This window comes from Shewanella piezotolerans WP3 (genome assembly GCF_000014885.1).
Taxonomy (GTDB): Bacteria; Pseudomonadota; Gammaproteobacteria; order Enterobacterales; family Shewanellaceae; genus Shewanella; species Shewanella piezotolerans.
On sequence record NC_011566.1, the window covers coordinates 1079526 to 1098360 of the forward strand.

The following is an 18835-nucleotide window of genomic DNA, read 5'->3' on the forward strand; positions in this document are numbered from 1 at the left end:
CGGCTTATGGGGTACAGTTCTAGTTAGCTTAAATTGCCCCTTTGCTGGTACTTGCTAAAGCTTCTTCAAAGTTCAAAGGTTTAGTTTTCAACTTTCTGGTAAGTCTATCAATTCGGTTGCTATAGACTGTTTGACATTCGGCTGAACTATCGAGTTCACGCTTTTTAATTTCATCGGTAATAGCCCAGGCCCACTCAGGATGATACTTAAATGTTTTATCTGCGAGTTCGGTGCAAAGCTCAAAGTCTTTGAATTTCGCCACTCGTTCATCTGGGTCACCAAGAAATACGGTGCAAGCCGACAAGCCCAATAATAATGGCAATATAGCGATGATTTTCACTTGTTTTCCTTTTCAAGTAATTAAAAATAACTATCAAACTAACTGCTTGATATTTTTTGATATAGATAACTTGTTTTAACTATCGTTACGTATCAATAGATTGCGCTACAAGCTAATGCAAATAGTTATAAGAAACAAGCAGTATTAAACATCCCCGTCGGTGTATTGACATAGGTTCTGGATGATGTGACTTAGCTGTAAGGCTCAAAAATCTCATGCACTATACCTGATGGATCTTTAAAGGCAGCATATCGGCCCCACTCATTTGCATTGGGTGTTTGATGAATAAATTCTACGTTGTGATTTTTTAGTTCATCGATTTTTTCATCAAGGCTGCTTACACTAAAAACCAGTGTGGAACTGGCATTGTAGCTGTGTTCATATTGACTAGCAGGTAAGGTTCCTTGAAACACTAATACGCTGTGGTTTCCAGCGAGCAGCCTAAGGCAAGAGTCAGTTTCAGATATCAACTCAAGTCCTAGTATGTCTAGGTAAAAGGTTTTAGATTGCTGCAGGTTTTGCACGATGAGTAGCGTTGCTGGATTATTCATATAAGCTGAGTCTTTGTGTTTTGAGTCGATTAAACTAAGTTTGATTAGTGATGTATCCCGCTGCCATAGAAGGCTTTAGCACAGGCTTTACAATGTAGTTTTACCGGAAAGGGTTGAATACCCATTAAGGTCAGTAAACACAGGCCTAATGGGTATGACAGCAGGTTAGGGATAAATGAAAAGATAATATGTACATTCTCTGAATTGCAGTGTTTACACTGACAAAATAGTTGGTTTTCCTGCTTTCTTCTATACATACTTATCCCTGTAGTTTGTTGTCTCTATTCCGTTGCTCATTGAGTTATAACACGAGTCGCATAACTTGCAATTATCAGCAACGGTGTAATTGAGCGTTTACCGCTCCACATCGCTGACAGTTGCTGGTTGCATCAAGATCTACCATTAAATGACACTGCTATAATGCCCTAAAATAGTGCCCGAAAGAGGTTAGCTGTTCAACTTATCAACTTGAGTCTATCTGAAATATGTTTGAATCTTGTACTAGTTTAAAAAATATCAACTAGAGCTTGATAGGGTTGTTCGTTTTTTAAGCGGTTAATTGTAAGGTAGATTCCTTACTTGACGTTGTAACCATCGGCGAAAAAGCGCGGATGTACTCTCTTTTTACATAAATTAAACCTTTACAATATCTCTGACTGCTGTAAAGTACGCCTTGCTCTGGCATTCAGAGTTATTAGTGAACCATCAAGTAAAAGTAAGCCTCAGATTACTGCGTTATCGTTGTTATCCATAGTGTTTCCCTTAGCTTCATCGTCACATTTAATAATTCAAGCTCTCAGCACATCGCAATTTCGCGATAGATTTATTAATTTTTAATTATATAAGGGACACAAAATGTCTAATTCAACTACTGGTATCGTAAAATGGTTTAACGAAGACAAAGGTTTTGGCTTCATCACTCAAGACAATGGCGGCGCTGACGTATTCGTACATTTCCGTGCAATCGCTTCAGACGGTTTCAAAACTCTTGCTGAAGGCCAAAAAGTTTCTTTCGACCTAGAGCAAGGCCAAAAAGGCCCACAAGCAGCTAACGTAGTTGCTATCTAAGTTGAAAGTTGACTCAAACAGTCTTAAGACTAGTTGAGTTACTTGAGATAATTAAGCTAGGTTAACCTTACTTGATTATTTGAAAAGCGAGCCGAAAGGTTCGCTTTTTGCGTTTTAGCGCTAACCAAGTTACGACAGCGCATGTTGTTGGCCACCATTACCCTACATCACATATAGATACATTCCTACGCTGTTGCAGATGATTGGTTTTCCACCGCAGCTTCATTGCTCCCCAGCTTTATACTGATTATACCAATCAGTATAAAGATTTGATCGCTCAGCGAGAGTTTAGCGACTTTGAGGTAAGGTCATTAAATGCTCCTGCATTAATGACATTCACCACATCCATGTGGTTAGCAATGAATGAAGAGCATAGTTATTCTACGTTCAAATTGATTAACGCAGCATCAAAGCCGCTAAAACTCGCCTTTAGGAGTGTTTTTGGCTTGCTACTTCTGCGTTGAATAAACTCATAAGGGAATAACCATTATGTCATTTATTCGCCTTGAATTAGCGTGCCAAAAACGCTCTGAGTAGATCAACTTCTTATACTGATTGGTATTAGCATTAATCCCAACCAGTATCGGTTTTTTCACTTTGATACTTTGTCATAAAGACTCGGCGTTAAGGGTGTCTTAATGACATAGCGAGTGTCTTTATGATACTTGCGGTTGTTGTCATTATTACAATTTTTCATTGGCGCATTTTTATACTTACCCAATAGTTTCAATCAATTATCTCATTGGCATGCTTAGTGCAATTACTCAGCTTAGAAATTGATAATTTATTTAATCTTTTAGGTAGTAGCTAATGACAATTCATGTAAAAAACAACATCCACTGGGTCGGCCAACGCGATTGGGAAGTACAAGACTTCCATGGCACCGAATACAAAATGACGCGCGGTACCAGTTACAACAGTTACCTCATCCGAGAGCAGAAGACAGTCTTAATCGATACCGTTGATCATAGGTTTAGTCATCAGTTTATTCAAAACCTAGAGATGGAAATTGATCTTAACAGTATCGATTTCATTGTGATAAATCATGCCGAAGAAGACCATTCAGGCGCGTTAACTGCCTTGATGCAGAAAATACCTGGCACGCCAATCTATTGTACTGAAGCAGCAGTGGACTCTATTGTCGGGCATCACCATCACCCTGAGTGGAACTTCAAAACCGTTAAAACTGGCGACAGTGTTGATATTGGGAATGGTAAACAACTTATCTTTATTGAAGCACCAATGCTGCACTGGCCTGATAGCATGATGACCTACATGACAGAAGATGCGGTACTGTTTAGTAATGATGCCTTTGGCCAACATTACTGTGATGAACACTTGTTCAATGACGAAGTTGATCAAAATGAGCTTAAAGAGCAGTGCCTGCGTTACTACGCCAACATTCTTACCCCTTTTAGTAGCCTAGTTACCGCCAAAATTCATGAAGTACTGAGCTTTAACGTGCCAGTGGACATGATCGCAACAGCTCACGGTATCGTTTGGCGCGATAACCCGACTCAAATTATTCATCAGTATCTTGAATGGGCTGACAGCTACCAAGAAGACAAGATCACAATATTCTATGATTCAATGTCGAATAACACGCGTATGATGGCAGATGCCATTGCTCAAGGCATCCATGACGTTGATCCGGGGGTTGCCGTTAAAGTGTTTAACGTTTCTAAACATGATAAGAATGAAATCCTATCGCACACTTTCCGCTCTAAAGGAGTGCTTGTCGGTTCATCAACCATGAATAATGTCATGATGCCAAAAATTGCTGGCATGCTAGAGGAGATCACCGGTCTTAGGTTTAAAGGCAAAAAAGCGGCTGCATTTGGCAGTTATGGCTGGAATGGTGGCGCTGTGGATAGGATTAACACTCGCTTAATGGATGCTGGCTTTGAAACCGCGCTGGGTTTAAAAACTAAGTGGAGACCCGATGGCAAAGCGATGCGTGAATGTCGTGAACATGGTCGCCAAATAGCAAAACAGTGGGCACTACAACCTCTAACTGCAGTCGCAAGTCTTGCTGAGGCAAAGCTTAGCACTGAGCCTAATCCAGCTGCTCAAACAGCTAAGCCTGTATCTGCAAGTGCTGAAGAGCAGGCGCTAGCTGAGCACTCAGCTGATTGCCAATGCATGATCTGCACTGTGTGTAACTGGGTTTATGACCCCGCTAAAGGTGAGCCAAACCAAGAGATTGAGCCTGGAACAACTTGGGCTGACATACCTGAATACTTTCTCTGCCCTGAGTGCAACTTAGGTAAAGATGTGTTTGTTGAGCATAACGCGTAGCGACGTATTATACCGATTGGTATTAAGAGGACTCAATCATGACTGCACCAGTTGTGATCATTGGTAGCGGCTTTGCCGCTTATCAATTGATAAAAAATATTCGCAGACAAGACAAAGAGCTGCCCATTTTAGTGATAACAGCCGATAACGGCGATGAGTATAACAAGCCCGATTTAAGTCATGTCTTTTCAAAAGGGCAAGATGCCGATGCGTTGATATTGCTATCTGCTGCGGACTTTTCAGCGCAGCAACAAGTTGAAATAGTGACTAATACCCGAGTCGATAGCATTGACACTAAAACGCAGAGTGTGGATGCTGGTGGTCAATCTTACCATTACGCTAAGTTAGTGTTTGCCACAGGCGCTAGCGCCTTTGTACCGCCTATTAAAGGTGGAGGGCAAGCTAGTGTTATCACCCTCAATAGCTTGTCTGAGTATCGTGCTTCGCAAGCAGCCATAGACCGTGCGGCTCGAATACTGCTGATGGGCGGAGGATTGATTGGTACAGAGCTCGCGATGGATCTGCAAGCTAGCGGAAAAGAGGTGATAGTGGTTGAGCCAAATAGCCGGTTACTTGCCAATGTGACTCCGGATTTTGTCGCGCTGAAACTTGAGCGTACCTTGCTTGATGCTGGAATGGCCCTTGAGCTTAATGATTATGTCAGCTTAATAGAGCCTGCGATTACAGCCACAAACGCACAAGCATACAAGGTGACCACTCATAAAGGGCGTGTATTCACCGTTGACAGGGTGATCTCAGCGGCTGGGCTACGCGCCAATACTCAACTTGCGCAGCAAGCAGGGCTTGCGGTCAATCAGGGGATTGTAGTCGATAGTCAATTAAAGACATCTGCCGAGAATGTCTATGCTTTAGGTGACTGTGCTGAGATCAATGGCAAAGTAATGGCATACCTACAACCGATTATATTAAGTGCTAATGCGCTGGCTAAGGAGCTATTAGGTCAGCCATCACAACTAACCTTTCCGCCGATGATGGTGAAAGTAAAAACACCTGCTTATCCGATTCAAATAGGTGGCAGCTTTGATACTGCGTCATTCTGGAAAGTGAACTTTGCTAAGCAAGGAGTCGTGGCTGAGGCCTATGACGAGTTAAACAATATGAGCGGGTTTGTGGTTACCGATGAAAGTGCCAAGCAGTCTTTTTCGCTGTTAAGAAAAGTAGTAGCACATAACTAGTATCAGTCGTAGTTAATAGCTGCTGACTCAAGCTTGTTAAAACACTTGATAACGTCGTTAGAAACTTTGGTTGTAGAATAACTACTTATCGAAAATTCATGCCTTGTTTTCAAGCGTTTTTCCTACGCTATTTCTGAACACTTACTGTGATTGGTATAAAGCCAGCATTAACAAAGGTCGCACTGGCGGCCTTTTCATTGACTCCTCTATAAAGCTAATCAGCTTTGAGAGAGCTTTATATAAACAAACAGCGATAGCAAAATAGTCGCTCCTCCAAGAAGCTTTTGTGGTTCAATCACTTCTGAAAGTAAACCAATACTGAGCATTAGCGTCCAGACCGGCTCTAATATCATGATCAATGAGGCTGTTTCAATTTTAACTGAACATTGTCCCACTGTTTGCATTAAGTAACGTAATGCCGTTGCTATAACCGTTGAAATAGCAAACCAAATGAGAGTCTGCTTACTGACTTCAAATGCTTGTGGTTGCTCAAGAAGCACTATCAATAACCCACCAAGGCCAACGACAAATAGTTGTAGGCTAATGGAGCTAAGTGGCTTGATGTTCGTCGTTAATCGTTTATTTAATACAAAGTGCAAGGATAGTAAGGTTGAAGCGAGTAAGAAGTACCATTGGCTTTGTTCTATTTGCCAACCATTACTGAGAATAAGCAACAACATGCCTACCACTGCAATTGGCAATGCCAACCAAAAGGCGCGATTAGGTGTCACCCCAAACAGTAACCATGAAGTAAAAGGGGCAATGAGCATCGCCAAACTCATGATAAATGCGCCTTCTGACAAGCTGCTAGACATAGAAATTGCATACACATATAGCTGAATACAAGCTGCTAATACTACGCCGACGGCACAGATTGAAAACAGTTGTTTAGCGCGAAGTTCTCGCAGCTGACTCAAGCAAAATGGCAGCAAGATAAGACTTGCAAGCAGAAAGCGAGCACTAATGAAGGCACTTGCTGGCACTTGGGTAATAATTTGTTTTGAAGCGATCCAGCCTACAGCGGCAAGAAAGGTCGCCAGTAGCAGTAAAAGTTCGCCACGCAGTGCTAGTTTGTTCATTTATTGTGTTTTTTTGGCTAGGGATAGGACTGAAACCAGTAGGCTAAAGGAGCTGAGGGCTAGCGGCTAGTGGTCGTTGCTAAGTATGTGACCTTAGCAACGACCGAATGCTGTATTGGCTTTAACTATGGATTAGTTAGCACTGTAATCTGGGTAGTCAGTCAGTCCAACTTCCGCACCACCGAAAAGTGTATTTGGATCGTGCATAGCTAGCGGATAGCCGTGCTGGATCCGTGATGGCAGATCAGGGTTGGCAACAAACGGACGGCCAAAACCAATCATGTCTGCCACTCCATCATCGATCGCCATAGCACCTTTGTCACTATCATATCGGCCGGCATAGATCAGCACACCTTGATAGGCTTGGCGGACATCTGCTTTAAAGGCTTTAGGTGTTTCTGGCGCGTCGTCCCAGTCAACTTCTGCAATATGGATGTAAACTACACTCAGTGAGTTTAGTAGCACTGCAGCTGCTGTGTAGGTCTCTTCAGGAGTCGCATCAACAGTGCCATTAAGTGAAGTAAATGGCGCAAGACGCACACCAACGCGATCAGCGCCAATAGCATCGGTCATGGCCGCAACCACTTCGCCCATAAAGCGCAGTCTATTTTCTATAGAACCACCATACTCATCGGTGCGGTTATTAGCTTCTGAGTCGATAAACTGGTTGATTAGGTAGCCGTTTGCAGCATGAAGTTCAATGCCATCAAAACCAGCCTCTATCGCATTGAGAGCAGCTTGGCGGTATTGACCAATAACCAGTTCAATATCAGCTTGAGTCATCTCTCTCGGTTCGACTACGTCAACAAAACCTGGCTCTTGGGTACCATTGTCGATAAATACCTTAACGTTCTTTGCTTTTAAGGCTGAAGATGAGATTGGTTGTTGGCCACCAATGTTATCTGGATGGGTGACTCGACCTACATGCCATAACTGAGCAAAGATAGTACCCCCATTGTTGTGAACAGCATCAGTGACGAGTTTCCAGCCATGAATTTGCTCAGAGGTATAGATCCCGGGGGTCCATGCGTAGCCTTGACCCATTGCTGATATTTGAGTGCCTTCAGCAACGATAAGTCCTGCAGAAGCTCTTTGTGCATAGTACTTGGCCATCATCTGATTGGCTGTATTACCCGGTTGGCTGGCACGAGAGCGAGTCATCGGAGGCATAACAATGCGATTGCTTAGGGTCAGTTTACCAAGTTGGATTGGTTGGAATAGCGAGTCAGTCATCGTATTACTCTCCTAGCTGGATAAGTTCAATTTGGTAGCCGTCAGGATCAGTGATAAAGGCGATATGAGTATTCCCACCTTTTACTGGACCAGCATCTCGAGTGACATTACCGCCGAGTGTTTTAATCTTGTCACAAGCAGCGTAAATATCTTCTACGCCGAGTGCGATATGGCCAAATGCATTACCCATATCATACTCATCAGTATCCCAGTTATAGGTCAGCTCAATAGTGGTACTGTCAGCCTGGTTACCAAAGCCAACGAACACTAAGGTGTAGCGGTATTGCTGGTTTTCAGTTCTCTCAAGCTCTTTCATGCCAAGTACATTAGTATAAAAAGCGATTGACTTATCGAGGTCCTTGACCCTTAACATGGTGTGTAAAAACTTCATATATTGCCTTTAGAAACGCATTACTGACTTGAACATAAACAGAGTAAATTTTGCGTTTGATGATCTGTATTTGATGGTCAAAATTTACAGTTAATAGCTTGCGATTTGAAATTATCATTTTTTATGTATTTGATAATTTTGCGTAATGATCTGCGAGTGGTAAGTCTGTTTTAGATTTGATTATCAATGCTAAGTTGAAACTATTTACTCTTGTAGAGCGATTATCAATATTTGCAATTAGATGTAGACTTGTTACTAGCGAAATAGAAAAGGGCGAATGATGGCAAAGACAATTTTAATCACTGGTGCTACAGATGGCATTGGCCTTGAAACTGCAAAATCATTGGTATCCCAAGGACATCATGTATTGCTCCATGGGCGTAGCGAAATGAAGTTAGCAGCTGTTGCCGAACAATTGGCGAAAGGAAGTATCGAGACCTATATTGCCGACTTATCTGTTATGAGCGACGTAATTTCACTGGCTGATAATATCAAGCAACGGCATCAGCATATTGATGTGATTATTAATAATGCGGGTGTGTATAGTGGCTCAGGTCAACCGACCAAAGACGGCTTTGATCTACGATTTGCTGTAAACACATTTGCGCCGTATTTGTTAACTCAAAAGCTGTTACCACTATTAGGTAAGCACAGTCGCGTGGTGAATCTATCATCTGCGGCTCAAGCAAGTGTCGACTTACAAGCGCTTGCAGGTGAGAAGGTATTATCTGATGGGCAGGCGTATGCGCAGAGTAAGTTGGCTATTACCATGTGGTCGCGGGTATTGGGGCTTGAGTTACAAACAACGGGCCCGATAGTTGTCTCCGTTAATCCCGCCTCTATGCTTGGTAGTAAGATGGTTAAAGATGCTTTTGGTGTTGCGGGTGGAGACTTGAGTATAGGCGTTAATATTCTTTGTCGAGCAGCGTTATCTGATGAGTTTTCAGGTGCTGCAGGGCTGTATTTCGATAATGATATTGGGCGTTTTAGCAGTCCGCATAATGATGCGCTAGATGAAACTACACTCATGTTGCTGATGGACTCAATGAAGCAAGCATTATCAAAGGTGAGTTACGCCAGTTAACTTGCTGAGCACTTAAATTGAAATGGGCTCATAGGCCCATTTTTTTATAGAATCTACAGAGACGGGTTTAAATTAGGCTCGCAGCAATTTGGCTTAAATGCGATTCGAGTTCATCTTCTGTTTTAGGCAGTGACTCGAGCTCAAACGATAAAGGTTTGCTACCATTGAGCATAAACACTGAACTTTCACCATGATCATAGTGGAACCATTTTCCATTGACGCAAAGGTCTGTATAGCAATTGGGGAGTAGTTCCATCGTGCACCTCTAAATTCTACGTTTCATTTTTAAAAGACATTAAGTCGTAATTTCTGTGAACTTCGCGCAATGCTGGTTTGCGCCTTTGTGATCTAGTTCACCTTTATAAGGCCTGAAAAGGCGTAGGCAGTTATTGATCTAAATCAACGCTGCCGTAATTAGCACTGATTGTGACAGTGGTAAACCCTATTTATTGCTAATAAAGAAGGCTAATTAATAGCGATTCGGCTGAAAATACTACTTTGTGGGCATGTTGTGGTGGGTTTAACTTTTGGGAGCAGCGGGGAAACTAGAACGTTTAATGAGCTTTTACTATATTAACTTTTTCGGTTTGATCTGTATCAAGACCTTGTAGACCAAATAGATTCAATATTAAATGATAAGGTCGATTAACTGAGCTGCATGATGATTGAAGGAGGTTAACTGTGACAGATGCAAAATTGATTTTACTGTTAAAAACCTCTATTTCTATTGGTCTGTGTTTAATCCTGTTGGGGATCTACTTCCACAACTTTAGTGAGGCTGTGGAAGCCATGGGCGTAACAGGAATTATCATTAGCGCCATGTGTATCGCCCTTGGTATGGTTCTGTCACTGCCAACCAAAATGTACCTTACCTTTATACTTGTGCGGCGTGAAGCAGATAAAAACCAACCAGATTAGTTACTCAATCCTTTTTACTCAATAGTTTAATAAAGCGTTTGATTGTGCCTGCTTTAGAAGAGATTACTTATACCTAATTTGTGCGCCCGTTGAATGCTTGATTTTAGTTGATGATTTCATTTTTATAATGAACGTCCTACATTATTCGATAATAATATAATTTTTCCATCATCTATGGGGGGGACAGGCTTTATTATAGCAACAAGTCAATCACTGTAAGTGAAAGTGCAATATTGGATATTAACCTAGAGCCTAGTTATTAGTGGTTAAATCTTAGGTCTAGGTATTAGTATTGTGAGTTTCACCTTAATTATAAAGGATGAACAGAACTAATCGTTTGTTAAAAGGCTTTATACATGTTATCTGAGCGAGTTTAGTATAACTAACAGCGTATTCTGTTCTAATACTTTAGGAGGGAGGGCATGAAAGATGCTATCGAGTGTCTCGAGTACATGAAACTGTAATCGAATCTACAATAACTTCGTGTGACATATAGTGAAAGATATTTTTCATTATTAATATTAAACCAATCTCAAAATTTAAGTTTAACCTGTTATTAAGTTTTAACGAATGAAAGTGTTTTTTTTATCAGTAATAATTATCAATATTTAGCGGGTGTTCTAAGTTTTTAATTTAATATTATCTACAAGCTTAATATAAGGAGCTATAGTTAATATTGAAAGTGCACCATATTATTTTAGTGTTTTTTTATTGATGGGTTACTATTAATATCTTTGCTATTGATGCATCGGAATGAACAGATAGCTTTGTTCAAACTCTACCTGCTTTAGGTGCAATATTTTGTATTATCTATATGTTATTAAAGATTTTGTAGTGAGTGGTGCCTGAGGCCGTATTAGCTAGGCATGTCAGGTTAAACATCGTACATAACTTGCCAATGTTGTCATATTTAATAATGTTTTACACTCAATAATCAGTTAATTATACCGAATAGCTTACTGGTGAAGGCATGACGAATGAGCAAGTGACTGGCATTTATTTTAATGAGAGTAATCATCGCATATGGATTATGTATACAAAGTTATATCCAGAGCGTATTGATGACGTAGATAAAGAAGAATATATGGGATTATTAAAACAATTAAGTAAAACCAATGGAACGCGTTATGACCTCTACCAGTTGCTCTTATTCAAAAGACAAACAGAACCATGTATTTTCGGCTTTTTTGAAACATCTACGCCAAAATAATGAATTGTCGCAGGAACAGCTATGCTTGCACCTTAGGCAACATAGTAGCCTTTTCCATAATTTAGATATTATTACCGTTAGTCGTTGGGAGCGTGGTGGCAATACCGAATGCGCCAGATATAAAATCAAGCCATCCTTATTACACAAATGGTGAATATGAGATTCAAAGCTTAGATATTCACGATGATAGTTTTTACCTAGTGCTTAAGATGATTCTGAGCTACGAAGGAAATCCAAGCCTAAAATTGAAGCCTTCTCTTGAAGGTTTCTCTGACTTAAGCCGAGTCAAAATTTCCATTGCAACAACCTCTGGTGGTCAAATTATTGGGCATGGGCTTTATTTAGAAACGTCAGCTCAAAGTGTTCTCGAACTAGTCAATATCAATAGGGACCTCAGTGAGGTTATGGATAATTGCGACCATAAAGATCGTGATGCTATGTTGGTTTTATCCTCTGCTGGGGCTACTAAACAAGTTGAAAATAGTATCATGTCAACCTATATCTACATGTTTTCTCAAAACAGAAAATTACGTTATCTCTGTTTTAGTATTTGTGATGAAGGCTTCATAAAAAAGTTAAGTACCGCAAAACTAGAGCCGTTTAAGGTTAGAACGATGGAACTTAATGACAGGATGATAGCCATTCACTCTTTTCTACTAAGCCGTTCTGAATTAATGGCAAACCGTTTTTTACTCAAGTTAGCTGTGATTTCACCAAAAAGATTAGTCACTTTTCTTAGTAATGATATGCAAGGAGGATGCAAATGAAGGTTCTCATTGTTGATGATCAAACATTTGTGAGAGAGATAATTAAAACAGAATTTACCATGGTGGCTCCTGATGTCAGCTTTGATTTCCATGAAGCCGATTGTGGAAATAGAGCGATTGAAATGCTCGAACAGAATAGCCTTAAGGAGCTGACTGCAATTGATTTGGTTATTGCGGATCTGAAAATGGAAAATGGCGATGGCCTCGCAATCATTAATCATATGGCGACAACGCGTAGTCGCGATATTCCACTCGCAATTGTAAGCTCTTCTGATAAACGAACACTTGAGCTGATAGGAAATATCACAAATAGCTTTAGCCTTAATTTGATAGGAGTATTTCAAAAACCTCTGGATATCAAAGATATCTACACTGCCATTTTGGCGAAGAAAATATCTCCGCGACGAGCTGAACACATCGTTGAAAACTCACCTATCTGTAATGAACAAAACATCACTTCACTGCTCAATGAAGATAATTTATTTCTGTGTTATCAGCCAAAAATTAACATAAAAACTGGTGAACTTATTGGGTTTGAAGTTTTGTCTAGGCTTTGTATTCAAGGAGATGGTTTTGTCTATCCTGATAAGTTTATTCCCTTGATAGAAAAGGCGGGGTTAAATTGTCAGTTTACTAAATTAGTGCTTAACCAAGCATTGTCTCAGTGGCATTTATTTACTGAACTGAAGCGTTATAGTTTATCGGTCAATATTAGCGCCAATGATTTACTGTCGGATGACTTTATCAATTATGTTATTGATAAAAATCTAAGCAATTCAGATGTGAAACTCATGCTGGAGCTGACAGAGTCTCAGCAAACGATCAATCAAGATCGCTCTCTTCAAGCTATTGCAAAGTTCATTATCAACGATATCCCAATATCCCTCGATGATTTCGGTAAAAGCTACTCTACTTTTGACCGTTTAGACAGTATTCCATTTGATGAGATAAAAATTGATAAAGATTTCGTGTCAGATCTTGACACCAATGCGCAGCATCAAGCGATTGTAGAGTCGACGATTGCCTTAGCGAGTAAGCTCAAGGTCAAAGTTGTTGCTGAAGGCGTGGAAACTGTATCGGTACTGAAGGTATTGGAGGCGTTAGGATGCCATGTTGCACAAGGTTATTTTATCAGTCCTCCTATTGAAGGTCGTTATTTAATGGAGTGGATTAAAGAGTATAACCAACATCATGATTGTCAATATGCTTGCTGTTAGTCAAGGTGTTAAAGCTAAACTGCGCACTTTCTTTACTCATTTTAGTGAAGATAGTGGAAGCCATCTTTATGGCGTTCTAATGTTGGAGTTGGATAAGCTAGCTTCTGAAACGAGTCAGTTACCTTGCTCTTGCACTGATGATATTTCGGTATTACTTCATAAATACAAGGGGGTTTGTCGTTGCTTAAAAATCGACAATGAATTGCTATATAGCGATGCATTCAATAAGGTTGAGTTGCTCGAAGGTATCACTACGCTGCAAATGCTGCTTAAGGAGATTGACGGTGAAGTTTAGTCGCTTAGCTAGCTTGGCGTTTACTGTTGGTTTGATGGGTACCTTGCTGGTTGATATAGCGCTGTGGAAGCACGGGGAAGCGGAGTTAGCTAAACAGCACCAAAGTCGCGCTGAAAAGGTGTTTGAGTCTTCTAGAGAGATGTTGATCCAGCACCGCATCATGATGGATGCACTGCAGGCATTTTTTAATGCCTCTAATGAGGTAACCAAAGCTGAATTCACGCTTTTTGCGAAAGATTTACTCAAAATAAAATCGGCGATAGCGTTTACATTGGACCCGCAGTTACAACCCCAATATATATCAGATCCAGCGTTTTATGAGGCCATCGATGCAGGGGGGGCGCATACAGAACCTAATAACACTATTAGTTACGAGGTTGAAGATTTTGCGACTATCGTTATTAGTATTGATGAACCTAAACATCCCTACTTGGTTTATGCGGTGTCATACCAAAGATTGCAGCAAAAAATGGAGGGAAATATCGACATATGTGAAAGGTTCACATTAGGAAATCGCACTCTGAGTAACCAAGAGTGTCAAACTTATGAAGACAGGTTTTTCGCCTCGCTATTAGGGTTCCACTCAGAGCAATTTATTGATTTACCAGAATATAATACCAGTTATCGTTTAACGGTTGATAACTTACCAACAAATGCAGAGATGCTTAGCATCGCACAATTACTATTTGGTTGTACTTTAGCTGGATTGGTATTTTCACTGCTTGTCTCCTTGATGATTCAAAATCGTATTGATAAAGAAAAGCAGCGTATTGAGTCAAACTCAAAATTGGCATTATTATCAACATTAAACCATGAGATAAGGACGCCTATTAATGCCGTTTTAGGTTATGCCAATATGTTGAAAAATAAGACGAGCGGCTCAGTCGATGGTGAAGAAACACTAGATAAAATAATTTGGTCTGCAAATTTACTGAACACTGTTGCGCAAAATACTCTGACTTATAGTAAGGCTAGTTCTGGAACTTTAAGTTTGCATTACCAAGAAGTAAATTTCCCCCTGTTTTTAAATAAAATAGAAGATTACTATCGCGCATTTAGCGATACACATAAAAAACTTTTAAAGGTGCTGTATGTGGGAGAGATCCCTACCCATATCCTGCTAGATGATACTAAGTTTTTCCAGTTAACAACCAATTTCATCAATAACGCATTTAAGTATAGTACTGGTGATCTGGTCATATTCAGTGTCAGAGTTCGTCCTTTCTCATCCAATTCAACCGCAAGATTAGCTAGAGACGACAAGCCTCTAGATGGTTTTGTTCGTGTGGCTATTAAGGACTTTGGTAAGGGGATGTCTAAAGCATCAATGACAGCGATTTCGCAACCTTTCACTACTGACTTGAAATCAAATGAAGCACTCAAGTCTGGCATAGGAATTGGTTTGTATACTTGTAAAAAGGTGATTGAAAGTGTTGGCGGGAGTATCAGGATCCGCAGCAGAAAAGATCATGGTACTTTAGTTATATTTCAGTTTCCGTTTAGGCTTAGCCGCAGAGAAACTGAGCGATTGCCTTCCCACGATACTTCCACGATCGTTAGTGTGGATATTTCTCCAAAAAAGGAGAACAATACGTATGCCTCAAACTCAGTGATTAATCAGCACAAAGTCGCCAATGCACAGCACGTCATACTCGTTGATGATAACTGTTTTAATTTGGAGGTCTGTAAGTCAATGTTAGAAAGTAACGGATTCATTGTGATCACTGCGAAAGATGAACGAGAGGCTATAAATGCACTCGATGGGTTTTATGAAGTACACCAGCACGGCACTGAATCACCATCTCTTACAGTACTAATGGACTATATGCTTGAAGATACCGATGGCTTGACTCTGATATCGTCATTAAAGGAGTTGGGTTTTATTCGAGCAAAGTATTTTATTCTGTCAGCTAACAGCAAAGACGAAATTCCTAGATCTGCTCAATTTCCAGAAATTCCATTTTTACAGAAGCCATTGGATATAATGGCTATTAGCACTTTGAGAGGGGAGCTGCCAACGTTTTGAGGTTAAGCGCTACGAGTACAGCGAGGAGATAATTCACCTGTATTGTGAAGTCTCCTCTATTGAAGTCGTGGATGTTACATAACTCTATAGTTGATATTCCCTTACTAAGTAAAGATGGCTGATTAACCGTTACTTAGAGGGCAATAGCCAAACTACATAGTCTGTTTTTTTAATACTTCATCAATGTCTGCTGCACTATGGCGCTCAGCTAATTGCTGCCACTCTTCCCCCCAGGTACAGTTAACTATTTTTCCACGTTTAACAGCAGCTCGCTCGCTAACTAACTTAGCCCAGCGTTGCACGTGGGTATAGCTTTCGACATCAAGGAACTCGGCTGCGTTATATAGTTTACCTAGCACTAGATTACCGTACCAAGGCCAGATTGCCATATCTGCGATTGTGTAGTCTTCACCTGCAATATACTTATTGTTTGCTAATTGCTTGTCGAGTACATCGAGTTGGCGTTTTGTCTCCATGGTAAAGCGGTTAATTGGGTACTCAAATTTTTCTGGAGCATAGGCATAAAAATGGCCAAAGCCACCGCCTAAGTACGGCGCAGATCCTTGCAGCCAAAATAACCAGTTCATGGTTTCAGTGCGGGCAGCTATCTCTGTCGGTATAAAGTGGCCAAATTTATCTGCAAGGTAAAGTAAAATGTTGCCTGATTCGAATACATTGATTGCGCTATTATCAGAGTTATCAATGAGGGCTGGAATTTAGAGTTGGGGTTGATCTCAACAAAGCCGGATGAGAACTGGTCGCTATCGCCAATATTAATTAAGTATGCGTCGTATTCGGCACCAGATACGCCTTTTGCAAGTAACTCTTCAAGCATGATTGTCACTTTCTGGCCGTTAGGAGTTGCTAACGAGTGTAACTGTATCGGGTGTTTACCTACAGGAAGTGCCTTGTCATATCTCGCACCAGAGTCAGGGCGATTGATGCTTGCCCATTCGCCGCCATTTTCACTATCCATGGTCCAAACATTTGCTGGAGTGTATTGCTTGCTCATATCAATTCCTAGGTGTTTAGCTGTCTTATTAATATGGGGTTATTTCATTCTTTTAAAAGCGTTGTGGATATAAAGATTCGTCATGAGAAAGTGCTACTTAGTCTAACTGTGGATCCAGCGTGTTTGTCACGTGAAAATGACGGCTTAGTATTTTACCAAAGAAGGTTTGAAGCCTCCTTTGGTTTGTTAGCTGTTACTGCTAATAAGGTTATTTGCTCGTGCTGCTGGCACCATATACAGTACACCAGTCATTCTTCATATCGATTAAGTGCCAGTTGTCCTTTTGTTTGGACTCATTAAGCGCCTTGTCTAAACGGCCTATGGATGAATCGCGGTCATACTGCCATTCACGATCGCTGTCGGTGTGATGTACTATCATTGCCATACTTGGATTATTTTGGCTGGTACTCCATTGCAACATGGCATGATCACCATCAGAGTTACCTACGGCAAGTATTGGCTTCTTACCAATGACGCGTTGAATATTTGCGACTTTTTCCTGTTTGTCATTATTTGAAACTAGCTCGCCATTTTTCACAATCACAGTATCGGCACCCACTTTAACTACGTCGTATCCAAAGCTACTGCCAATAACATTTTCAGCTGGAATGCCATAAGCCTGCTCTGTCCAAGCCCGCATAAAGTCACTACCGCCACCCGAAACAATGTAGTTTGTAAAGCCATTGGCCTTTAAATAACTCAGCATCTCTTTCATCGGTTGGTAAGTCATATCGATATAGCTTCGGTCAAAGCGTTGATGCTTGCTCTTGGTGACCCAGCTGTGCACTATCTGTTGAAATGCCTCTACAGTTAAGCCTGAATGCGTAGCTTGCAGTAACTCTAAGAGAGCATAGTGGTCTGCTTTCATCAATGATTCAACATCGTCCTCTAACACCCACTTGAAAGGCGTTTGGGTTTTCCATTCCGGATGCTTGCTCGCCAGCCCTTTAATCTGCTCTAAAGTAAAAACCAATTGGTAATACATAGGTTGCTCTGACCAAAGAGTGCCATCATTATCAAACACTGCGATACGGTCTTTGGTGGCGACAAAGTTTGGACTGTTCGGATTGGTTATCTCTGTTACAAACTCTGTAATTGCACTTCTACGGTCACTGTTAGCCCAAGAGGGGAGTTCACCTGCATTGGGAGGGCAGGTAACAGCAAGTGCTGAGGTGGATGATAGCGTGAGCATAAGGAGTAAAGACAGAGATTTAAGCTTCATAAAATAACCCTTTAAGTTTGGTGTCATCCCAGTTAAACAGATATAACTGCCGAAAAAAACAGGGGAATTTCCTAGTTTGTTGACAATAACTAAAGCTGCAAATAGCTATTAAATCAAGTGCCTTAACAATATAAGCTTAAAACAATTCTGGGGCTCAAATGTGCTAAGTGCAAATCAACCTTTAATCGCGTTAAAATGGAGCCAATAAGACGCCGCTAGTAGCGAGCGTAGCCTTGCTAAGATAAAGAGAGTATATAAAGATGAGTGATGAACAAAGTGTGATTGATAGCCTAAACAAACTGGAAGCTTTTCTCCTTTCTGTTGAAAATGGTGGCTTAGGCCTCGTAGGTGTCGAGGGGGTGGGAATGGCTACTAATAACGCCGATGGGCGTCACTTTGTTGCGGTTTTTGATCATAATCATAAGCTACTGCATGCTCGCTGGATCACCGATGAAATTTTTGTCACTGGCAAGGAGATGGTTCGTCACGGAGTAAAGGGCAAACACTAATTGAGCACTGCTATCGGTATAAACTCAGAGCCGGGGCCGTAGTTGCTTCGGCTTTTTTGCTCTAGAAGCTTGTTCAGTGCATAGACTTTTTGGTCAAGTGATAGGCTGGGCTAAATGGCACTAACCTTTTATCTGTTCTATGGTTTAAGCAGTTATTTTCGTTAGGAAGACGCTAATATGCTTAAACAAGGACGTTGGTCGATAAAGCAATTGCTGGCCGTCGGTAGTGTGTCAATATTTATACTGCTGGCGGTTGATATTGCACTGACTCATTTTGTATCAAATACTAAACTTGCCAATCTGCACTGATCCGCTTTATCAACTTACAAGCGAAAAAAAGCCAACAGTTGTTAATGATAAACAGCTGTCGGCATTTTTAATTACCGTGAACAGATACTATCTAGTATCAGCCGTATTCG

General features: G+C 40.9%; 19 protein-coding genes and 1 pseudogene. 12 read left to right on the plus strand and 8 right to left on the minus strand.

The window, feature by feature from the left end; genetic code table 11:
* Positions 1 to 28 precede the first annotated feature (28 nt).
* Together SWP_RS04720 and SWP_RS04725 are read right to left on the minus strand one after the other, a co-directional pair.
* Positions 29 to 340, minus strand: coding sequence for a hypothetical protein (locus SWP_RS04720; RefSeq protein WP_020911251.1), 312 nt, complete (start codon positions 338 to 340; stop codon positions 29 to 31).
* 191 nt (positions 341 to 531) lie between these two features.
* Positions 532 to 891, minus strand: a complete 360-nt coding sequence (locus tag SWP_RS04725) for a VOC family protein (RefSeq protein WP_020911252.1) — start codon at positions 889 to 891, stop codon at positions 532 to 534.
* Positions 892 to 1746: 855 nt separating this feature from the next.
* Between SWP_RS04725 and cspE the strand changes: the two genes are divergently transcribed.
* The 3 genes from cspE (at position 1747) to norW (ending at position 5453) form a co-directional block, all read left to right on the plus strand.
* A complete protein-coding gene (gene cspE, locus SWP_RS04730) occupies positions 1747 to 1959 on the plus strand; it encodes a transcription antiterminator/RNA stability regulator CspE (protein WP_020911253.1) in 213 nt (70 codons plus the stop codon).
* An 810-nt stretch (positions 1960 to 2769) separates the two neighbouring features.
* Complete coding sequence (gene norV / locus SWP_RS04740) at positions 2770 to 4257, plus strand: anaerobic nitric oxide reductase flavorubredoxin (protein ID WP_020911257.1); 1488 nt, start codon at positions 2770 to 2772, stop codon at positions 4255 to 4257.
* Between the two features lie 38 nt (positions 4258 to 4295).
* Positions 4296 to 5453 carry an NADH:flavorubredoxin reductase NorW gene (gene norW / locus SWP_RS04745; protein ID WP_020911258.1) on the plus strand — a complete coding sequence of 386 codons (1158 nt, stop codon included), beginning with the start codon at positions 4296 to 4298 and terminating at the stop codon, positions 5451 to 5453.
* 218 nt (positions 5454 to 5671) lie between these two features.
* Here the strand turns inward: norW and SWP_RS04750 are convergent, their stop codons facing one another.
* From SWP_RS04750 to gloA, 3 genes are all read right to left on the minus strand, one after another.
* Positions 5672 to 6532 carry a DMT family transporter gene (locus tag SWP_RS04750; RefSeq protein WP_020911259.1) on the minus strand — a complete coding sequence of 287 codons (861 nt, stop codon included), beginning with the start codon at positions 6530 to 6532 and terminating at the stop codon, positions 5672 to 5674.
* A 132-nt stretch (positions 6533 to 6664) separates the two neighbouring features.
* The gene (locus tag SWP_RS04755; protein ID WP_020911260.1) at positions 6665 to 7765 is read right to left on the minus strand and encodes an alkene reductase; all 1101 of its coding nucleotides are present in this window, start codon (positions 7763 to 7765) and stop codon (positions 6665 to 6667) included.
* A gap of 4 nt (positions 7766 to 7769) precedes the next feature.
* Entirely contained in the window at positions 7770 to 8156 is a 387-nt protein-coding gene (gloA, locus tag SWP_RS04760) for a lactoylglutathione lyase (protein ID WP_020911261.1), read from the minus strand.
* 280 nt (positions 8157 to 8436) lie between these two features.
* Here gloA and SWP_RS04765 point away from each other — a divergent pair, with 280 nt between their 5' ends.
* Entirely contained in the window at positions 8437 to 9240 is an 804-nt protein-coding gene (locus SWP_RS04765) for an SDR family NAD(P)-dependent oxidoreductase (RefSeq protein WP_020911262.1), read from the plus strand.
* Positions 9241 to 9307: 67 nt separating this feature from the next.
* On the opposite strand, the gene SWP_RS04770 is transcribed toward SWP_RS04765, so the two are convergent.
* The gene (locus SWP_RS04770) at positions 9308 to 9496 is read right to left on the minus strand and encodes a hypothetical protein (RefSeq protein ID WP_020911263.1); all 189 of its coding nucleotides are present in this window, start codon (positions 9494 to 9496) and stop codon (positions 9308 to 9310) included.
* Between the two features lie 425 nt (positions 9497 to 9921).
* Between SWP_RS04770 and SWP_RS04775 the strand changes: the two genes are divergently transcribed.
* From SWP_RS04775 to SWP_RS04795, 6 genes are all read left to right on the plus strand, one after another.
* Positions 9922 to 10158, plus strand: coding sequence for a hypothetical protein (locus tag SWP_RS04775; RefSeq protein WP_020911264.1), 237 nt, complete (start codon positions 9922 to 9924; stop codon positions 10156 to 10158).
* 970 nt (positions 10159 to 11128) lie between these two features.
* The gene (locus SWP_RS24105) at positions 11129 to 11368 is read left to right on the plus strand and encodes a hypothetical protein (protein ID WP_187148571.1); all 240 of its coding nucleotides are present in this window, start codon (positions 11129 to 11131) and stop codon (positions 11366 to 11368) included.
* Between the two features lie 95 nt (positions 11369 to 11463).
* Positions 11464 to 12135 (plus strand): hypothetical protein, encoded by a 672-nt coding sequence (locus SWP_RS04780; RefSeq protein WP_020911265.1) that lies wholly within the window; start codon positions 11464 to 11466, stop codon positions 12133 to 12135.
* A complete protein-coding gene (locus SWP_RS04785; RefSeq protein WP_020911266.1) occupies positions 12132 to 13352 on the plus strand; it encodes an EAL domain-containing protein in 1221 nt (406 codons plus the stop codon). Before SWP_RS04780 ends, SWP_RS04785 begins: the two co-directional genes overlap by 4 nt.
* Positions 13327 to 13647, plus strand: a complete 321-nt coding sequence (locus SWP_RS04790) for a hypothetical protein (RefSeq protein WP_020911267.1) — start codon at positions 13327 to 13329, stop codon at positions 13645 to 13647. The genes SWP_RS04785 and SWP_RS04790 overlap by 26 nt, the downstream gene beginning before the upstream one ends.
* Entirely contained in the window at positions 13637 to 15673 is a 2037-nt protein-coding gene (locus SWP_RS04795) for a hybrid sensor histidine kinase/response regulator (RefSeq protein ID WP_020911268.1), read from the plus strand. Before SWP_RS04790 ends, SWP_RS04795 begins: the two co-directional genes overlap by 11 nt.
* Before the next feature lie 152 nt (positions 15674 to 15825).
* On the opposite strand, the pseudogene yghU reads toward SWP_RS04795, so the two are convergent.
* Both yghU and SWP_RS04805 read right to left on the minus strand, forming a co-directional pair.
* Positions 15826 to 16685 (minus strand): annotated as a pseudogene (gene yghU, locus SWP_RS04800) (glutathione-dependent disulfide-bond oxidoreductase).
* 208 nt (positions 16686 to 16893) lie between these two features.
* Complete coding sequence (locus tag SWP_RS04805; RefSeq protein ID WP_020911271.1) at positions 16894 to 17907, minus strand: HAD family hydrolase; 1014 nt, start codon at positions 17905 to 17907, stop codon at positions 16894 to 16896.
* Positions 17908 to 18167: 260 nt separating this feature from the next.
* Between SWP_RS04805 and SWP_RS04810 the strand changes: the two genes are divergently transcribed.
* The gene (locus tag SWP_RS04810; RefSeq protein ID WP_020911272.1) at positions 18168 to 18416 is read left to right on the plus strand and encodes a hypothetical protein; all 249 of its coding nucleotides are present in this window, start codon (positions 18168 to 18170) and stop codon (positions 18414 to 18416) included.
* 177 nt (positions 18417 to 18593) lie between these two features.
* Complete coding sequence (locus SWP_RS24615) at positions 18594 to 18725, plus strand: hypothetical protein (RefSeq protein WP_020911273.1); 132 nt, start codon at positions 18594 to 18596, stop codon at positions 18723 to 18725.
* Positions 18726 to 18835: the final 110 nt, after the last annotated feature.

Coding starts and splice junctions, on each gene's coding strand:
- SWP_RS04725 (WP_020911252.1), bottom strand. CDS start 891: ATGAATAATCCAGCAACGCTACTCATCGTGCAAAACCTGCAGCAATCT.
- cspE (WP_020911253.1), top strand. CDS start 1,747: ATGTCTAATTCAACTACTGGTATCGTAAAATGGTTTAACGAAGACAAA.
- norV (WP_020911257.1), top strand. CDS start 2,770: ATGACAATTCATGTAAAAAACAACATCCACTGGGTCGGCCAACGCGAT.
- norW (WP_020911258.1), top strand. CDS start 4,296: ATGACTGCACCAGTTGTGATCATTGGTAGCGGCTTTGCCGCTTATCAA.
- SWP_RS04750 (WP_020911259.1), bottom strand. CDS start 6,532: ATGAACAAACTAGCACTGCGTGGCGAACTTTTACTGCTACTGGCGACC.
- SWP_RS04755 (WP_020911260.1), bottom strand. CDS start 7,765: ATGACTGACTCGCTATTCCAACCAATCCAACTTGGTAAACTGACCCTA.
- gloA (WP_020911261.1), bottom strand. CDS start 8,156: ATGAAGTTTTTACACACCATGTTAAGGGTCAAGGACCTCGATAAGTCA.
- SWP_RS04765 (WP_020911262.1), top strand. CDS start 8,437: ATGGCAAAGACAATTTTAATCACTGGTGCTACAGATGGCATTGGCCTT.
- SWP_RS04770 (WP_020911263.1), bottom strand. CDS start 9,496: ATGGAACTACTCCCCAATTGCTATACAGACCTTTGCGTCAATGGAAAA.
- SWP_RS24105 (WP_187148571.1), top strand. CDS start 11,129: ATGACGAATGAGCAAGTGACTGGCATTTATTTTAATGAGAGTAATCAT.
- SWP_RS04785 (WP_020911266.1), top strand. CDS start 12,132: ATGAAGGTTCTCATTGTTGATGATCAAACATTTGTGAGAGAGATAATT.
- SWP_RS04790 (WP_020911267.1), top strand. CDS start 13,327: ATGATTGTCAATATGCTTGCTGTTAGTCAAGGTGTTAAAGCTAAACTG.
- SWP_RS04805 (WP_020911271.1), bottom strand. CDS start 17,907: ATGAAGCTTAAATCTCTGTCTTTACTCCTTATGCTCACGCTATCATCC.
- SWP_RS04810 (WP_020911272.1), top strand. CDS start 18,168: ATGAGTGATGAACAAAGTGTGATTGATAGCCTAAACAAACTGGAAGCT.
- SWP_RS24615 (WP_020911273.1), top strand. CDS start 18,594: ATGCTTAAACAAGGACGTTGGTCGATAAAGCAATTGCTGGCCGTCGGT.